This window comes from Roseicyclus persicicus (assembly GCF_012395815.1).
GTDB classification, from domain to species: Bacteria; Pseudomonadota; Alphaproteobacteria; order Rhodobacterales; family Rhodobacteraceae; genus Roseicyclus; species Roseicyclus persicicus.
In genome coordinates this window covers 110,540-126,784 of the sequence record NZ_JAAZQQ010000002.1, presented here as the reverse complement: position 1 = coordinate 126,784, position 16,245 = coordinate 110,540, and the positions used below count along the sequence as shown (strand labels likewise).

Here is a 16,245-nt window from a genome sequence, read left to right as displayed (position 1 = left end):
GCCTAGTCGCGCAGGACCGGCAGCGCCCAACGGAGGTCACCCGCCCATGTTTTCCGCAATGCGTCTTCTCCGCAACCCCTTGCGATGGCTCGGCGCCGCGGCGGCGGCCCTGGCGCTGGCGGGCTGCCAGGTCGGCGCGCCCGGCGGCGCGGGTCCGCGCGTGGGCGGCCAGACCATCCAGGTCGCCATGCTTCTGCCGCAGACCTCGGGCCAGGGCGGCGACGCCGTGATCTCCCAGAGCCTCGAATTCGCCGCGCGCATGGCCGCGTCCGAGTTGCAGGGCGTGACCGTCGAGATCACCGTCTACGACACCGCAGGCCAGTCGGCCCAGGCCGCTGCCGTCGCCCGCCAGGCCGTGCAGGCCGGCGCCGACGTCATCATCGGCCCGCTGCGGTCGGACGCCGCCGCCGCCGTGGGCGTCGCGGTGGCGAACTCCAACGTCAGCGTGCTGAGCTTCTCCAACAACACCGAGATCGCGGGCGGCAACGTCTTCGTGCTCGGCCACACCTTCCAGAACACCGCGGCGCGGGTCGTGTCCTACGCCGCCGCGCAGGGCCGCAACCGGATCGTGCTGACCCACGCCCAGAACCTCGCCGGCGAGGTCGCCCGCGACGCCGTCCTGCGCGCGGCCCAGGCCTCGGGCGCGACCGTCGTCGCCACCGTGCCCTACGAGTTCTCGCAGACCGGCGTGATCAACGTGGTGCCGCAGATCGTGTCGGCCGTGCGCGACAACGGCGCCAACGCGCTGATGCTGACCTCGGACAGCTCCGGCGCGCTGCCCTTCTTCGCGCAGCTCCTGCCCGAGAACGGGCTCGACACCGAGGCGGTGCGGATGCTGGGCCTGACCCGCTGGGACACGCCGCCGCAGACGCTGGAGCTGTCGGGGCTGCAGGGCGGCTGGTTCGCCGTGCCCGACCCGCAGGCCACCGCCGACTTCAACGCCCGCTACGAGGCCACCTACGGTACGCCCCCGCACCTGCTGGGCGCGCTCGGCTACGACGCGATCCGCGCGGTGGGCGAGACCGCGGCCGCGACCGGGCGGCTCGGCGCGGCGGACCTCACGGCCAGCGCTGGCTTCCAGGGCGCGAACGGGGTATTCCGGCTCCTGCCCGATGGCACGAACGAGCGCGCGATGGCCATTGCCCAAGTGATCGACAACCAGGTGGCCATGATTGACCCCGCCCCAAGACGCCTTGGCGGTTTCGGTTTCTGACCGGAACCCGACGCTTCCCCCCGTCCCCTCCGAACCGGGCGAGCTGATCGCGCCGGCGACGGAGATTCTGGACGAAGCCGCCCTGCGCGACCGGCTCGACGCCGCCGTGGCGGGGCTGACCGACCCCGGCCAGGTGCGGGCGGCGGCCGTGCGCGTGCTGCAGGCCGCGCAGGAGGCCGGCCGCGCCGCGATCGAGGCCGGCATCGCCACCCACCCGCTGACCGCGCGGCGGATCACGCGGGCCTACACCTTCCTGACCGACGGCCTGGTGCGGGCGGTGCTGCACGTGTCCGAGCGGCACCTGCACCGCACGCCGCTGCCCACCGAGGGCGAGCGCATGGCGGTGATGGCGGTCGGCGGCTACGGCCGAGGCGAGATGGCGCCCTATTCGGACGTCGACCTGCTGTTCGTCACGCCGTGGAAGATCACCCCGCAGATCGAGAGCGTCATCGAGAGCGCGCTGTACATGCTGTGGGACCTGCACATGAAGGTCGGCCACGCCAGCCGGACGGTGAAGGAGTGCCTGCGGCTCGGCAAGCAGGACATCACGATCCGCACCAGCCTGCTGGAAATGCGCTACCTCGCCGGGGACGAGGGGCTCGGCCGCGAGCTCAAGACCGCGCTGCGCGAGCAGCTGTTCCGCGGCACCGTGGGCGAGTTCATCGAGGCCAAGCTGGAGGAACGCGCCACCCGCCACAAGAAGCAGGGCGGGCAGCGCTACGTGCTGGAGCCCAACGTCAAGGAGGGCAAGGGCGGCCTGCGCGACCTGCAGACCCTCTACTGGATCGCCAAATACGAGCACGGCGTGCGCACGGCCTCGGAGCTGGTCGGGCTCGGCGTGTTCCGGCCCGAGGAATTCGCCGCCTTCGACGCGGCCGAGCGGTTCCTCTGGGCGGTGCGCTGCCACCTGCACCTGATCGCGGCGCGGGCGCAGGACCAGCTGACCTTCGACAACCAGGTCGCCGTGGCCGAGCGGCTGGGCTACCGCGACCATTCCGGCCGGCGCGCGGTCGAGCACTTCATGCAGGACTATTTCCGCCACGCCACCCGCGTGGGCGAGCTGACCCGCATCTTCCTGACCGAGCTGGAGGCCCGCCACGTCAAGCAGGAGCCCGCGATCCTCGGCTTCCTGCGCGGGCGCACCCGCCGCAAGAAGCTCAGGGACGGCTACGCGCTCAAGCAGAACCGCCTCGCCATCGCCGACGAGGCCGGGTTCTTCGCGGACAAGCTGAACCTCCTGCGGGTGTTCGAGGAGGGGCTGCGCACCGGCTACCTGCTCCACCCCGACACCATGCGCGCGATCTCGGCGCGGCTGGGGCAGATCGACGACGAGATGCGCCGCGACCCCGAGGCGGTGACGATCTTCCTCGACCTGCTGCTGAAGCACGGCAACCCGGAACGCGCGCTCCGCCGCATGAACGAGCTGGGCGTGCTGGGGGCCTTCGTGCCGGAATTCGCGCCCATCGTGGCGATGATGCAGTTCAACATGTATCACAGCTACACGGTGGACGAGCACACCATCCAGGTGATCTCGACCCTCGCGCAGATCGAGCGCGGCGAGCTGGTCGAGGAGCTGCCGGTCGCCTCGGGCATCCTCAAGCGCGGGGTGAACCGCAAGGTGCTGTTCATCGCCTGCCTGCTGCACGACATCGGCAAGGGCCGGAAGGAAGACCACTCGATCGTCGGCGCCCGCATCGCGCGGGCCGTCGCGCCGCGGCTGGGGCTGAAGCCCGCCGAGGCCGAGACGGTGGAATGGCTGGTGCGCTATCACCTGCTGATGTCCGACATGGCGCAGAAGCGCGACATCGCCGACCCGCGCACGGTGCGCGACTTCGCCAAGGCGGTGAAGACCCGCGAGCGGCTGGAGCTCCTGACCGTGCTGACGGTCTGCGACATCCGCGGCGTGGGCCCCAACACCTGGAACAACTGGAAGGCCACGCTGCTGCGCGGGCTTTACCGGGCGACGGCCACCGCGCTCGACACCGGGCTCGAGGACCTCAACCGCGACAAGCTGGAGGGCGAGGCCAAGCGCGCGCTGCGCGACGCGCTGGACGGCTGGCCCAAGGCCGAGCTCAAGGCCGAGGTCGACCGGCACTACGGCCCCTACTGGCAAGGCCTCGACCTTGCGACGCAGGTCACCTTCGCCGAGATGCTGCGCGGGCTGGACGACAGCGAGATCCGCATCGACACCCGCGAGGACACCGACCGCGACGCCACCCGCGTCTGTTTCGCCCTGCACGACCACCCGGGCATCTTCAGCCGGCTGGCCGGCGCGCTCAGCCTGGTGGGCGCCAACGTGGTGGACGCGCGCACCTACACCTCGAAGGACGGCTTCGCGACCGCCGTGTTCTGGGTGCAGGACGCCGAGGGCAACCCCTACGAGGCCCGCCGCCTGCCCCGCCTGCGCGACATGATCGCCAAGACGCTCAGGGGCGAGGTCGTGGCCTCGCGCGCGCTGGAGGGCCGCGAGAAGATCAAGAAGCGCGAGCGCCCCTTCGCGGTGCCCACCAACATCACCTTCGACAACGAGGGATCCGAGATCTACACCATCATCGAGGTCGACACCCGCGACCGGCCCGGCCTGCTCTACGACCTGACCAAGACGCTGGCGGCCAACAACATCTACATCTCGTCGGCCGTGATCGCGACCTATGGCGCGCAGGTGGTCGATACCTTCTACGTCAAGGACATGTTCGGCCTGAAGCTCTACACCAAGTCGCGGCAGGACAACCTGGAACGCAAGCTGCGCGACGCCATCGCGCGCGTGGCCGAGCGGGCGGGCGCCTGACATGAACGGCATCGCGCGGCCGATCCGGCTGGTCTCGGGGTTCATCACGGTCGGCGTCTGGACGCTGGGCAGCCGCATCCTCGGCTTCGTCCGCGACATCCTGATCGCGGCCTTCATGGGCGTCGGGCCGGTGTCCGAGGCGTTCTTCGTCGCCTTCGCCCTGCCCAACATGTTCCGCCGCTTCTTTGCCGAGGGCGCCTTCAACACGGCCTTCGTGCCGATGTTCTCCAAGAAGCTGGAGGCCGACGAGGACCCGCTGGGCTTTGCCCGCGACGCGTTCTCGGGGCTGGCGACGGTGCTGATCCTGCTGACGCTGGTGGCGCAGCTGGTCATGCCGTGGCTGGTGCTGGCGATGGCGTCGGGCTTTGCGGGCGACGTGCGCTTCGACCTCGCGGTGGAGTTCGGCCGCATCTCCTTCGGCTACATCCTGTTCATCTCGCTCGCGGCGCTGCTGTCGGGGCTGCTGAACGCCACCGGCCGCTTTGCCGCCGCCGCGGCCGCGCCGATCCTGCTGAACCTGATCCTGATCGCGGTGCTGGTGCTGGCCGACAAGGGCTATGTCCCCGGCGTCATCATCCCCGAGGGCGGCGAGATCACGCCCGAGCAGGTCGAGGGCCTGGGCTACGGCGCGGTGCTGACCTGGGGCATCCTGTTCGCCGGGATCGCGCAGGTCGCGCTGGTCTGGGTCGCGGCGGCGCGCACCGGCTTTGCCCTGCTGCCGCGGATGCCGCGACTGACGCCCGACATGAAGCGGCTGGCCGTCATCATGCTGCCCGCCATGCTGGCCGGCGGCGTGGTGCAGGTGAACCTGCTCGTCGGCCGCCAGGTGGCCAGCTTCTTCGACGGCGCCATCGTCTGGCTCAGCCTGGCCGACCGGCTCTACCAGCTGCCGCTCGGCGTGGTCGGCATCGCCATCGGCATCGTGCTCCTGCCCGACCTGTCGCGCCGCCTGCAGGCCGACGACGTCACCGGCGGCCGCTACGCGCTGTCGCGTGCGGGCGAGATCTGCCTTGCCCTGACCGTGCCGGCCGCCGTGGCGCTCTGCGTGATCCCCCTGCCGCTGGTGTCGGTCCTGTTCGAGCGCGGCGCCTTCACCGCCGAGGACAGCGTGCAGACCGCGCTGGCGCTGGCCGCCTACGGCATCGGCCTGCCCGCCTTCGTGATGCAGAAGGTGCTGCAGCCGCTCTACTTCGCGCGCGAGGACACCCGGTCGCCGTTCCGCTTCGCGCTCGTGGCGATGGTGGTGAACGGGGTCGTGGCCGTCGGCCTTGCCTTCACCATCGGCTTCGTCGGCGCGGCCATCGCCACCAGCGTGGCGGGCTGGGCCATGGTCTGGCTGCTCCTGCGCGGCAAGCGCGGCATGGGCGACGTCGCCATGTTCGACGACCGGTACCGCCAGCGGGTCGGCCGGATCGTGTTGGCCTCGATGCTGATGGGCGTCGTCCTCGTCATCGGCGCGACGCTGCTGGCGCCGGCGCTGGGCACGCCGGGCTGGCGCTACATCGCGCTGGCGGTGCTGGTGGGCGGCGGCATCGTGACCTACGGCCTGGTCGGGCAGGCGCTGGGCGCCTTCCGCATCGCCGAGTTCGCCAACGCGCTGCGCCGCCGCTAACGGCTGCGCAGCCTCGCCAGCACCCGGCGCCAGCCGCCCGGGCTGACCACGAAGGACATCAGGAAGCCGGTCGCAAAGCCCGACAGGTCGGCGACGACGTTGCCGAACTCGCCCTGCAGCAGCCCGAAGATCAGCTGGATCGCAAGCAGCGCCCCGATCAGCCCGAAGGCCCGGTAGCGGTTGCCGCCGCGCAAGGATTCCCGCGTCCACAGGATGAAGGTGAAGGCCCCGATCAGCCCGTAGACGCCCGGATACCCCCCGATCAGCGGATAGGGGCTGTTCATCAGCGCCACGAAGCCCAGCGCGCCGGCCACCGACGACACCAGGAACAGCGCCATGAAGGCGAGCGGCGAGAACACCTCGGCCACCATCTTGCCGATCGCCAGGATGAACACGACGACAAAGGTCGCGTGGACGAACCCGCCGTGGATCAGGGGATAGGTGAGGAGCCGCAGGAGCTCCGCCGGCGGGTAGACCCCGTTGTCCCACATGTAGGCCGCGACCTCGTCGAAGACGCCGTAGTCGCGGATCGCGTCGAGCCGCCAGCCGACGCCGCCCTGCCCGCCCAGGAACCCGGCCGTCGCGGCCTGAAACATGACCTCCAGCCCGAAGATCACCGCGGCCAGCGCCACCACCACCGGCGGCAGCGCGTTGAAGGGCGAGACATTGTGCTGATCCATCGCGGCGGCCCTCGGTTGACGCCATTTGCCCCCGTGGGTAAGCGAAGCGGCGGCGCTTGGCCAGAGGGGCGAGCGCGCAGTCAGGGCCGAGGGACGATCATGGCAGAGACGCAGTTCACCCCCCGCGTGTTCTCGGGCATCCAGCCCTCGGGCGGGCTGACGCTGGGCAACTACCTCGGCGCGATGAAGCGCTTCGTGACGATGCAGGACGCGGGCACCCACGAGACCATCTACTGCATGGTCGACCTGCACGCGATCACCGCCCGCCTGGTCCCGGCCGACGAGCTGATCCACAACACCCGCGAGCTTTGCGCGGGCTTCATCGCCGTCGGCATCGACCCCGAGAAATCGGTGCTGATCAACCAGAGCCAGGTGCCCGAGCACGCGCAGCTGGCCTGGATCTTCAACTGCGTGGCGCGCATGGGCTGGATGGGCCGCATGACCCAGTGGAAGGACAAGGCCGGCAAGAACGCCGAGGCGGCCTCGCTGGGCCTGTTCGCCTACCCCGCGCTGATGGCCGCCGACATCCTCGTCTACCACGCCACCCACGTCCCCGTGGGCGAGGACCAGAAGCAGCACCTCGAGCTGACCCGCGACATCGCGGCCAAGTTCAACCACGACTACGGCGTCGACTTCTTCCCCATCACCGAGCCGGTGATCGAGGGCGCCGCGACCCGCGTGATGAACCTGCAGGACGGGACGAAGAAGATGTCCAAGTCCGACCCGTCGGACAAGACGCGCATCAACCTGACCGACAGCGCCGACGAGATCGCCAAGAAGATCCGCAAGGCCAAGACCGACCCCGACCCGCTGCCCGAGGCGCTGGAGGGGCTGGAGACCCGGCCCGAGGCCCGCAACCTGGTGAACATCTACGCGGCGCTGGCCGACATCGACCCGCAGGCGGTGCTGGATCAGCACGCGGGCGGGCTGTTCGGCCAGTTCAAGATGGCGCTGGCCGACCTCGCTGTGGACAAGCTCGCGCCGATCTCGACCGAGATGACCCGCCTGATGGCCGACCCCGCGGAAATCGACCGCATTCTCGGCCGCGGGGCCGAGCGCGCGCGAGAGATCACGGTGCCGATCCTCGACCGCACCTACGACATCGTGGGCATGTTGCGGAGCTGAGGGCTCAGGCCATCTCCACCGCCTCGACCGACAGGACGGTGGGCAGGTGGCGCGCGATCTCGTCCCAGGTTGCGCCGGCGTCGTCGCTGGCGAAGACCGAGCCGGTGTTGGTGCCGAAGTAGACGCCGCCCTCGGGGCTGTCGTCGGTCGTCATCGCCTGCCGCAGCACAGTGAAGAAGCAGGCCGTTTGCGGCAGGCCCTCGCGCTGCGCCTCCCAGGTCGCGCCGCCGTCGCGCGAGCGCCAGACGGCGGCGCTGGCCCCGGGCGGGTAGCGCCCGGCGCTGTCGCCGTTCAGCGGCAGGGTCCAGAGCGTCATCGGATCATGCGGATGGACCGCGATGGGAAAGCCGAAGGTCGACGGCAGCCCCTCGGTGATATCGTCCCAGTGCCGTCCGCCATCGCGCGAGCGCCAGACGCCATGGTGGTTCTGCTGGTAGAGCAGGTCCGAGCCCGGAGCGCGGACCATGTTATGCACGCAATGCCCGGTCTCGCCGTCGCGCGGGGCGGCGGGGTGGTCGTGCCCTTCACAGCACGCGGCGTTGGACAGGCGGTTGCGCCTTTCCCAACTGGCGCCGCCATCTTCGGAGGCAAAGACGCCGGCGGCCGAGATGCCGAGCCAGATCTTGCGCGGATCCTCGGGCGCGGTGACGATGGTGTGCAGCGTCAGGCCGGCCGCGCCGCCGTTCCAGTCCTCCCGCCCCGGGAAGTTGGCCAGCGCCTCGTTCCGCGCCCAGGTCACGCCGCCGTCCGGGCTTTCCAGCAGCGTCCCGGGCTTCGCCCCGGCCCAGAGCACCCCGTGGGCGTGGTGCAGCGACCAGACCGAATGCAGCGTGTCGCCGAAGGGGGGCTCCGTCGCCTCCCAGCCGATCATCGCCGCGAAGCTCGGGTCATTCGCGGCCCACTGGTCCATCTGGCCCGACGACAGCTTGGCCAGCGTCCAGGTCGCGCCGGCATCCGTGGACCGCCAGACCCCCGCCCCCCACCAATCGCCGCCGCCGCCCGCCCAGATCGCCCCCGTCGCGGGATCGGCGGCCATGTGGTTGATCGACCAGCCCGCGCAGTGGGGCCCGCTGACCGCCCACGCCCCGCGGTCGCGGCGCGACAGGACGAAGGCGCCCTTGGTTGTGCCGACCAGCAGATGCACGTTGCCCGACATGAAAGCCCCTCCCCGGTTGCCCGGAGAGGGTAGCACGAAACCGCGGGCGGCTTGGCGGGATTTCGGCGCTCAGGCCGCGACCGGCGCGTCGTCGTAGGCCGTGGTCGGCGGCACGGGCCGCGGACCGGGCGTGAAATAGGCCCAGGTCTCGTCCAGAAGGCGCAGGGCCGCGTCGGCGTCGGGGGCGGGGGTGGTCGGCTGCTCGGACATCGGGATGTCTCCTTGTCGTCGGTGCCTCCCTTGCCCCCAAGCTAGGCATCCCGGTGCCCAGTCGGAACCGTCGATGGCGCATGGCCCCCTTGCGGTGGGCGCAAAAGAAAGACCCCGCCGGATCAGGGCGGGGTCGATCTTGGGTCGCCGTGCCGGGCCGGGGGCCTCAGAGCTGGCGTTCCACCATCATCTTCTTGATTTCCGCGATCGCCTTGGCCGGGTTCAGGCCCTTGGGGCAGGTCTTGGCGCAGTTCATGATGGTGTGGCAGCGGTAGAGCTTGAACGGATCCTCGAGGTCGTCCAGCCGCTCGCCCGTCGCCTCGTCCCGGCTGTCGATGATCCAGCGGTAGGCATGGAGCAGCGCCGCCGGCCCGAGGTAGCGGTCGCCGTTCCACCAGTAGGACGGGCAGGAGGTGGAGCAGGACGCGCACATCACGCATTCGTAGAGACCGTCCAGCTTCTTGCGGTCCTCGATCGACTGGCGCCATTCCTTCTCGGGGCGCTGGGTCTTGGTTTCCAGCCACGGCATGATGCTGGCGTGCTGGGCGTAGAAATGGGTCAGGTCGGGGATCAGGTCCTTGATCACCGGCATGTGCGGCAGCGGGTAGATCTTCACGTCGCCCTTGATCTCGTCCATGCCGTAGATGCAGGCCAGCGTGTTGATGCCGTCGATGTTCATGGCGCAGGAGCCGCAGATCCCCTCGCGGCAGGAGCGGCGGAAGGTCAGCGTCGGGTCGATCTCGTTCTTGATCTTGATCAGCGCGTCCAGGACCATTGGGCCGCAGGTGTCCATGTCGACCCAGTAGGTGTCGACGCGCGGGTTCTCACCGTCATCGGGATTCCAGCGGTAGATCTGGAACTTGCGCAGGTTGGTCGCGCCCTCGGGCTTGGGCCAGGTCTTGCCCGTGCGGATGCGGGAGTTCTTGGGAAGCGCGAATTCGACCATGGTGCGAAGCCCTGTTCAGTGCCAGTTCGATGTGTCGACCGAGGTATACCGGTTTTTCGCCCGGTCCACAGCCGGCACCGCGCCGCATAATGTCGCAACGGGGGCGCTAACGGGGGTCGACGAAGGCCGCAAGGATGCGCGTCAGGGCCTCGGGCGGCCAGGGCTGCGGCACCACCTCGAAGCGGGCCATGCGCCGGGCGCGTCCGATCGGGCGGACGAAGTCCTCGACCCAGTGGTATTCGGGCCGGTGGTGGTAATCGTCGAACAGGACGGTCACGGGCCGCGTGGCGCGTTGCATGACGGTCAGGAAACAGGCGACGCGGAACCGCCCGTCGATCAGGACCACGTCGGGCATCTCGAAATCGGGGCGGTCCCAGACAGAGGTGGCGTAAGCCGGATAATTCGCCTTGCCGCTGTCGTCGGCCGGCATCCCCCATGCCTTGGTCGGGCCGATGTCGACATGGTGCACCTGCGCGCCGCCACCGGGGAACCTCGCGGCGAGGCTGGCGTCGATCCGGGCGGCCCAGTCCGCGTCGCTCTCGACGGTGAACAGCTTGCGCGCGCCCAGTTCCATCGCCACGAAGGACGACCCGCCGCTGCCGTATTCCAGCACCACGTCCGCCTTGGCATAGGTCGCCCGCAACATGTCTGCCGCCGGGCCCGGCAGGGTCAGGACGAACTCCGCGGCCGGGGCCTGATCCTCTGAACGAACCGGTTCCATCAGTCTTCTGCCTCCCGTGGATCGACCGTCGCCCGGGTGCTGTTCAGTTTTTGCCACTTGCTGATGTCCAGTTCAAACCGCGGTGCGAGAAAGCCGGCCAGGGACGACACCGGATCGTTCTCGATGTCGAAGCGCAGGTAGCGCGGGTGCCCCTTGAAATGGCTTTCGACCCTGGCGTGGTGCGCGCGAAAAAGTTGCGTCCAGCTCTCGACGATCTCCTCCCTGGACAGGCCGGTGGCGGCCATCGTACGGGCAAGCAGACTGCCGTCGCCGTGATTCAGGCGCGACCGGATCCACCTGTCCTCGGGCCGTGTATTCAGCACGAAATACGCATCGGGATAGGCGCGATGCAGCTCGTCGAAATGCAGGCAGCCTTCGAGGAACATGCCCCTGTCCGCGTAGGTCATGTCGGAGAAACCGACGACCTTCTCAAACCCGAAGAACGGCCTCCGACCCAGGGCCCGGTTCATCTGCATGACCTGGGCGAGGTTCTTCCTTCCCCGCGCCTGCCAATGATGCGCCGCGATCCCCGACCCGATCAGCAGACCGTGCAGAGACGTGGTGCCGCATTTGTTGAACCCGATGAAGAAGATGAAATCATCTCCGTGCAGGGGTTCGAACGGGGTGGGGCGCGTGTCGCCGCGCCCTTCGGACCGGTCCGTGACCGGGACCGGCTCATCGGCGGGTGCAAGCGACCTGGCGGCACGCTCCTGCGCGGCCTCCTGCGCGAGACGGGTCGCGTCGTCCTTGAGCAGATGCTGCATGCGCGCCGATACCTCCGACTCGAACCGCAGGATCGACCGGTCCTCGGCGTCGTTGCGGTTGTTGATGGCGTAGAAGTCATCCGTGTGACGGCTGTTGCTGTTGTCGGCCACCTTCGCCGCCCAGCCCCGCCCGCGTGCCTTCTTGAGTTCGTAGACGTCCGGGGTGCGCACCATGTAGTGGTTGATCTGTGCCAGCGCGTGCCCCAGCTCGGCCCTCGGCACACCCCAGTTGCCGCCCGTATCCTTGCCGGCCATCCATTTGGCATGGACCCCGTTCTTCGTCCTGATCGGCTGACCGTTCGGGGCGAGGAACCTCAGGCCGGCACTGTCGGGCCCACCCGCGAGCACCGGGCGGTGGTTGCCCTCGACCCCGAACCCCCGGACCCCGCGACCGAACCGGAACAGCGTCTTGACCGCCAGGTTCTTCTCGAACATCGGGGGCGAGGCCCCGGTGAAGGCGTCGCTGATGAACCTGCCCGGAAACCGTGCGTTGCCGCCGTCGCCGAAGATGCGCCACGCGATCAGCGCCCCGTCATGCGGGCCGAGGGCCGCGATCAGGTCGTCCAGCCGCCCCTCGCCCACCTGTACGTTGAGAAACTCGTCGGCATCCAGCCACAGCGCCCAGTCGCCCTCGGCGAGCAGTCCCATGTCATTGACCAGCCTGGCCGCATTGGCCTGCGGCCGCTGCCCAACCGGCACGGAATGGCGGATGTGCTGCACCTGCCCCGCCGCCTCGAGCGCCTGCAGCACCTCGTCCGTGCCGTCGTCGGAATCGTTCGACGCGACGATGATGGTGTCGAAGCCGATGACCTGGTGGTAGGCGATCCACTCCAGCAGGAAGGGCGCCTCGTTGCGGACGGCGGTGAACAGCACCCGCCGGCCGGGGCGCACCGCCGTGCCGGCATCGGCATCCCGCGCGAGGCGTGTCGTTTGCTCCATTGGGCGGCTCTTCTGCCTGACGTCCCGATTGTTCGGGTCAGGATATCCGGGCACCCACTCAAAGCAACATCCGTGTCGAGGCAGGACCACACTGCGTTGCGGTGCGTGATCCGGGGGGCACGACAGGTGGTGTTACAGGATCAGGGGCCGCGTCGGGCCAGCGCCGGTGAGATTCCGGAAGCAGCTGTCGTAGACGAGGTTCGGGTCGCGGCCGGCGATGAAGTCGCTGGTGATGGTCACGTCGAGGCTGCCCACCGGGCCGCCCGACCCCACGCCGAGGCCCACGGTGCCCCGTGGCCGCACCGCGAGGCGGGCGCGCTCGGAGCATTCCTCGTAGGCGCGCTCGGGGCTGACGGTGCCGCCGCAGGCCGCCAGCGCCAGCGGGGACAGGGCCAGCAGGAGGAGCAGCGCCGCGCGCATCAGAACACGCCCGTCATGGTGACGTTCTGGTTGATGCAGCGGATCGCCGCGTCACGCTCCAGCAGCGCCGTCACCAGCGCCGCGCGCCCCGTCGCGGCGGGGGCGGCGAGCGTGGCGATCTCGTCGGGCGTGGCGGCCTCAAGCGCGCAGAGCGTGGTGATGTCGACACCCCATTCGGGGTTGCGCGGCGCGATCTCGGCCGAGGCGTTGGCACGCGCGGCCTCGCGGACGGGGTCGACCGGGGCCGGCGCCGGCGGCTCGGGTGCCGCGACGCAGGCCGTCAGCAGCGGCACGACCACAAGGGACAGCGCCGCGGCGCGCATCAGTAGACGCGCGCCTTGGGCTTGATCCGGTCGAGGTCGATGCCGCCCTCGTTGTGCCCGATCAGCGGGTTCAGGTGCACCGGCCGGTAGGACAGGTCGACCTCGGCGCCGTCGACGGTGGCCAGCGAATGCTTGCGCCAGTCGACGTCGTCGCGGTCGGGGTAGTCCTCGTGGGCGTGGGCCCCGCGGCTTTCCTTGCGCGCCTCGGCGGACACGATGGTCGCCATCGCGTTCGGCATGAGGTTCGTCAGCTCCAGCGTCTCCATCAGGTCCGAGTTCCAGATCATGGAGCGGTCGGTGACCTTGATGTCGTCCATCTTGGAGGCGACGGCCTTCATCTTCTCCACGCCCTCGGCCAGCGTCTTGTCGGTGCGGAAGACGGCGGCGTCGGCCTGCATGGTCTTCTGCATCTCAAGCCGCAGCTCGGCGGTGGCGACGTTGCCCTTGGCGTGGCGGACGTCGTCGAAACGCGACAGGGCGAAGTCGAGCGACGCCTTCGGCACGTCCGGCGCGGCGCTGTCGGGGTCGACGATCTGGCCGGCCTTGATCGCGGCGGCGCGGCCGAAGACCACGAGGTCGATCAGGCTGTTGGAGCCGAGGCGGTTCGCCCCGTGCACGCTGGCGCAACCCGCCTCGCCCACGGCCATCAGGCCGGGCACGATGGCGTCGGGGTTCTTCGCGGTCGGGTTCAGAACCTCGCCCCAGTAGTTCGTCGGAATGCCACCCATGTTGTAGTGCACGGTCGGCAGCACCGGGATCGGTTCCTTGGTCACGTCGACGCCGGCGAAGATCTTGGCGGATTCGGAGATGCCCGGCAGGCGCTCGGCCAGCGTTTCCGGCGGCAAGTGGTTGAGGTGGAGGTGGATGTGATCCTTCTCCTTGCCGACGCCGCGGCCCTCGCGGATCTCCATGGTCATGCAGCGGCTGACCACGTCGCGCGACGCGAGGTCCTTGTAGGTGGGCGCGTAGCGCTCCATGAACCGCTCGCCCTCGGAGTTGGTCAGATACCCGCCCTCGCCGCGCGCGCCCTCGGTGATGAGGCAGCCCGCGCCGTAGATGCCGGTGGGGTGGAACTGGACGAATTCCATGTCCTGCAGCGGCAGGCCCTGCCGTGCCACCATCCCGCCGCCGTCGCCGGTGCAGGTGTGGGCGCTCGTCGCGCTGAAATAGGCGCGGCCATAGCCGCCCGTGGCCAGCACGACCATCTTGGCACGGAACACGTGCATGGTGCCGTCATCGAGCTTCCACGCCACGACGCCGACGCAGTGGCCCTCGTCGTTCATCAGGAGGTCGGTGGCGAAATACTCGATGTAGAACTCGGCGTTGTTCTTCAGCGACTGGCCGTAGAGCGTGTGCAGGATCGCGTGGCCGGTGCGGTCGGCCGCGGCGCAGGTGCGCTGCACCGGCGGGCCTTCGCCGAACTGGGTGGTGTGGCCGCCGAAGGGGCGCTGGTAGATGCGGCCGTCCTCGGTGCGGCTGAACGGAACACCGTAATGTTCCAACTCGTAGACCGCCTTGGGCGCCTCGCGGGCAAGGTATTCCATGGCGTCCACGTCGCCCAGCCAGTCCGACCCCTTGACGGTGTCGTACATGTGCCAGTGCCAGTGGTCGGGGCCCATGTTGCCAAGGCTGGCCGCGATGCCGCCCTGGGCGGCGACGGTGTGCGAGCGGGTCGGGAACACCTTGGTGATGCAGGCGGTCTTGAGGCCCTGCTCGGCCATGCCGAGCGTGGCGCGCAGGCCCGCGCCGCCCGCGCCCACCACGACGACGTCGTAGGTGTGGGTGTTCAGGTCGTAGGCCGGGGAAACGGTATCTTTCATCTCGTCCTCAAAGAGCAATCTGCGCCAGCGCCACCACCCCGCCGGCGGCGAGGCCGTAGCAGAGGAGCGTGGTGGCGATCAGGCCGATCTTGCGGCCGAGGCCGCGGATGTAGTCCTCGATCAGCACCTGCATGCCGAGCCGCATGTGGTGCATCCCCACGACGAGGTAGGCCGCCACGATCAGCGCCGGGATCGGGCGCGACAGGCTGGCCACCACCGCCTCGTGCGGCTGGCCCAGCAGGCCGCCGACGATGCCGAGGAAGAACGGGGTCAGGATCAGGAGCGCCACCGAGGTGACGGTCATCGTCCAGTGGTGCTCGGTGCCGGTCTTGGCGGAGCCGAGCCCCTCGACGCGCTTGCGGTCGGTCACATAGGCCATGGGATCCTCCGTCAGATCGCGATCAGGGTCAGGAAGGTCAGGGCGACCGAGCCGATGATCATGGCCCAGCCCATCTTGTCCGAGGTCTCGACGTCGAGGCCGCGGCCGGTGTCCCAGATCAGGTGCCGCACCCCGCCGAGCGCGTGGTACCACAGCGCCAGCACCGACAGCGCCATCACGATGTCACCGAGGACAGAGGTGATCAGCCCGTCGATGGTGTCGAAATAGGCCGCGCCGCTGGCCGCCGCCATCAGCCACCACACCACGAGGATCGCGCCGACGATCAACCCGTTGCCGGTGATGCGCACGAAGATCGAGGTGATGGAGTTCAGCTGCGGGCGATAGATCTGGAGGTGAGGGGAAAGCGGCCGGTTTCCCCGGTTCACATCGGCCATGGCTAGGGACCCTTCCGGTTGTTCAAGGTCTGGCGGTTGTCGCCTTGTATCCATAGCGTATTTTACATCGCTGTCACCTGCGCGAGGCGGGGATTCCGGGGTCGGGCTTGGGTCCAAACGCCGCAGACGCGGGGTTTGTGATCACGGTTTTTCTCTCTGTGATCACATAAGGCGCGCCGCCGGCACGGGACCGGCGGCGCAAGGCTTGGGGACAGCCGCGGGCCGCTCAGGCGTCGTTGCCGCGCAGCGTGAAGTAGGCGCCGAGGGCCAGCAGCAGCGTCTGGAATTCCATGCCGCCGAAGGGGTGCGTCTCGGACGGGATGTTGCTCCACTGGCCCCAGTGCACCATCCAGATCGCGCCGATCATGATGGCGATGACGCCAAGGCCCGCGGCGCGGGTCAGGAGGTCGCCGAGCCGGGTGCGCAGCGCGCCGCCGAGCAGGATGGCGAGGCCCGCGCCGGTCTCGACGACCGCGACGAGGGTCCAGAGCCAGAACGGCAGGCCCATCATCTCGGCGCCGGCGGCGAGGTAGGGGAACTTGGTGATGCCGTGGAACAGGAAGGTGCCGGCCAGCGAGGCGCGGACCAGCCAGTGGGCGGCCGAGGCGCCCGGCAGGGTCAGGGCGCGGGCGGTGTCGTTGGTGGTGAGGGTGGACATGGGAGAAAGCTCCGGTCTGCGTGGGTGTGATGGCCCGGCAGATCGGGTATCGCGGGGCCGGACGCAACGCGCAGACCCTGTGCGGCAGGGATCAGA

The 16,245-nt window shown here is 69.4% G+C and carries 16 protein-coding genes; 4 read left to right on the top strand and 12 right to left on the bottom strand.

The annotated features are described in order from the left end of the window. The first annotated feature begins 58 nt into the window (after positions 1-58). Genes HCU73_RS05840 through murJ form a run of 3 tightly spaced genes read left to right on the top strand, consistent with a single transcriptional unit; the run spans position 59 to position 5,613 of the window. Positions 59-1,213: a penicillin-binding protein activator gene (locus tag HCU73_RS05840; RefSeq protein ID WP_239025466.1), complete on the top strand. Its 1,155-nt coding sequence runs from the start codon at positions 59-61 to the stop codon at positions 1,211-1,213. Beyond that, the gene (locus HCU73_RS05835; protein WP_168622497.1) at positions 1,173-4,001 is read left to right on the top strand and encodes a [protein-PII] uridylyltransferase; all 2,829 of its coding nucleotides are present in this window, start codon (positions 1,173-1,175) and stop codon (positions 3,999-4,001) included. Before HCU73_RS05840 ends, HCU73_RS05835 begins: the two co-directional genes overlap by 41 nt. Position 4,002: 1 nt before the next feature. Then, positions 4,003-5,613 (top strand): murein biosynthesis integral membrane protein MurJ, encoded by a 1,611-nt coding sequence (murJ, locus tag HCU73_RS05830; protein ID WP_168622496.1) that lies wholly within the window; start codon positions 4,003-4,005, stop codon positions 5,611-5,613. Here the strand turns inward: murJ and HCU73_RS05825 are convergent. After that, positions 5,610-6,293 carry a rhomboid family intramembrane serine protease gene (locus HCU73_RS05825; RefSeq protein ID WP_168622495.1) on the bottom strand — a complete coding sequence of 228 codons (684 nt, stop codon included), beginning with the start codon at positions 6,291-6,293 and terminating at the stop codon, positions 5,610-5,612. The two genes, murJ and HCU73_RS05825, sit on opposite strands and share 4 nt — an antisense overlap. Before the next feature lie 99 nt (positions 6,294-6,392). Between HCU73_RS05825 and trpS the strand changes: the two genes are divergently transcribed. After that, a complete protein-coding gene (gene trpS, locus HCU73_RS05820) occupies positions 6,393-7,418 on the top strand; it encodes a tryptophan--tRNA ligase (RefSeq protein WP_168622494.1) in 1,026 nt (341 codons plus the stop codon). Between the two features lie 4 nt (positions 7,419-7,422). Here trpS and HCU73_RS05815 read toward each other — a convergent pair whose 3' ends face one another. The 11 genes from HCU73_RS05815 to HCU73_RS05765 all read right to left on the bottom strand — a co-directional run bounded on the left by HCU73_RS05815 (position 7,423) and on the right by HCU73_RS05765 (position 16,149). After that, on the bottom strand, positions 7,423-8,574 hold the full coding sequence (locus HCU73_RS05815; protein ID WP_168622493.1) for a WD40/YVTN/BNR-like repeat-containing protein: 1,152 nt from the start codon (positions 8,572-8,574) through the stop codon (positions 7,423-7,425). Positions 8,575-8,643: 69 nt separating this feature from the next. Continuing rightward, complete coding sequence (locus HCU73_RS05810; protein ID WP_168622492.1) at positions 8,644-8,784, bottom strand: hypothetical protein; 141 nt, start codon at positions 8,782-8,784, stop codon at positions 8,644-8,646. A 166-nt stretch (positions 8,785-8,950) separates the two neighbouring features. Further along, positions 8,951-9,730 (bottom strand): succinate dehydrogenase iron-sulfur subunit, encoded by a 780-nt coding sequence (locus tag HCU73_RS05805; protein WP_168622491.1) that lies wholly within the window; start codon positions 9,728-9,730, stop codon positions 8,951-8,953. A gap of 106 nt (positions 9,731-9,836) precedes the next feature. Next, a complete protein-coding gene (locus HCU73_RS05800; RefSeq protein ID WP_239025465.1) occupies positions 9,837-10,451 on the bottom strand; it encodes a hypothetical protein in 615 nt (204 codons plus the stop codon). Next, entirely contained in the window at positions 10,451-12,154 is a 1,704-nt protein-coding gene (locus HCU73_RS05795; protein ID WP_168622489.1) for a glycosyltransferase family 2 protein, read from the bottom strand. The genes HCU73_RS05800 and HCU73_RS05795 overlap by 1 nt, the downstream gene beginning before the upstream one ends. Positions 12,155-12,286: 132 nt before the next feature. Continuing rightward, positions 12,287-12,574: a hypothetical protein gene (locus HCU73_RS05790; protein WP_168622488.1), complete on the bottom strand. Its 288-nt coding sequence runs from the start codon at positions 12,572-12,574 to the stop codon at positions 12,287-12,289. Then, the gene (locus HCU73_RS05785) at positions 12,574-12,897 is read right to left on the bottom strand and encodes a hypothetical protein (protein ID WP_168622487.1); all 324 of its coding nucleotides are present in this window, start codon (positions 12,895-12,897) and stop codon (positions 12,574-12,576) included. Before HCU73_RS05785 ends, HCU73_RS05790 begins: the two co-directional genes overlap by 1 nt. Then, entirely contained in the window at positions 12,897-14,717 is a 1,821-nt protein-coding gene (gene sdhA, locus HCU73_RS05780) for a succinate dehydrogenase flavoprotein subunit (RefSeq protein WP_168622486.1), read from the bottom strand. The genes HCU73_RS05785 and sdhA overlap by 1 nt, the downstream gene beginning before the upstream one ends. 7 nt (positions 14,718-14,724) lie before the next feature. Continuing rightward, positions 14,725-15,096 (bottom strand): succinate dehydrogenase, hydrophobic membrane anchor protein, encoded by a 372-nt coding sequence (gene sdhD / locus HCU73_RS05775; RefSeq protein WP_168622485.1) that lies wholly within the window; start codon positions 15,094-15,096, stop codon positions 14,725-14,727. 11 nt (positions 15,097-15,107) lie between these two features. Further along, positions 15,108-15,491: a succinate dehydrogenase, cytochrome b556 subunit gene (gene sdhC, locus HCU73_RS05770; protein ID WP_168622484.1), complete on the bottom strand. Its 384-nt coding sequence runs from the start codon at positions 15,489-15,491 to the stop codon at positions 15,108-15,110. Between the two features lie 226 nt (positions 15,492-15,717). After that, complete coding sequence (locus HCU73_RS05765) at positions 15,718-16,149, bottom strand: DoxX family protein (protein ID WP_168622483.1); 432 nt, start codon at positions 16,147-16,149, stop codon at positions 15,718-15,720. Between the last annotated feature and the right edge of the window lie 96 nt (positions 16,150-16,245).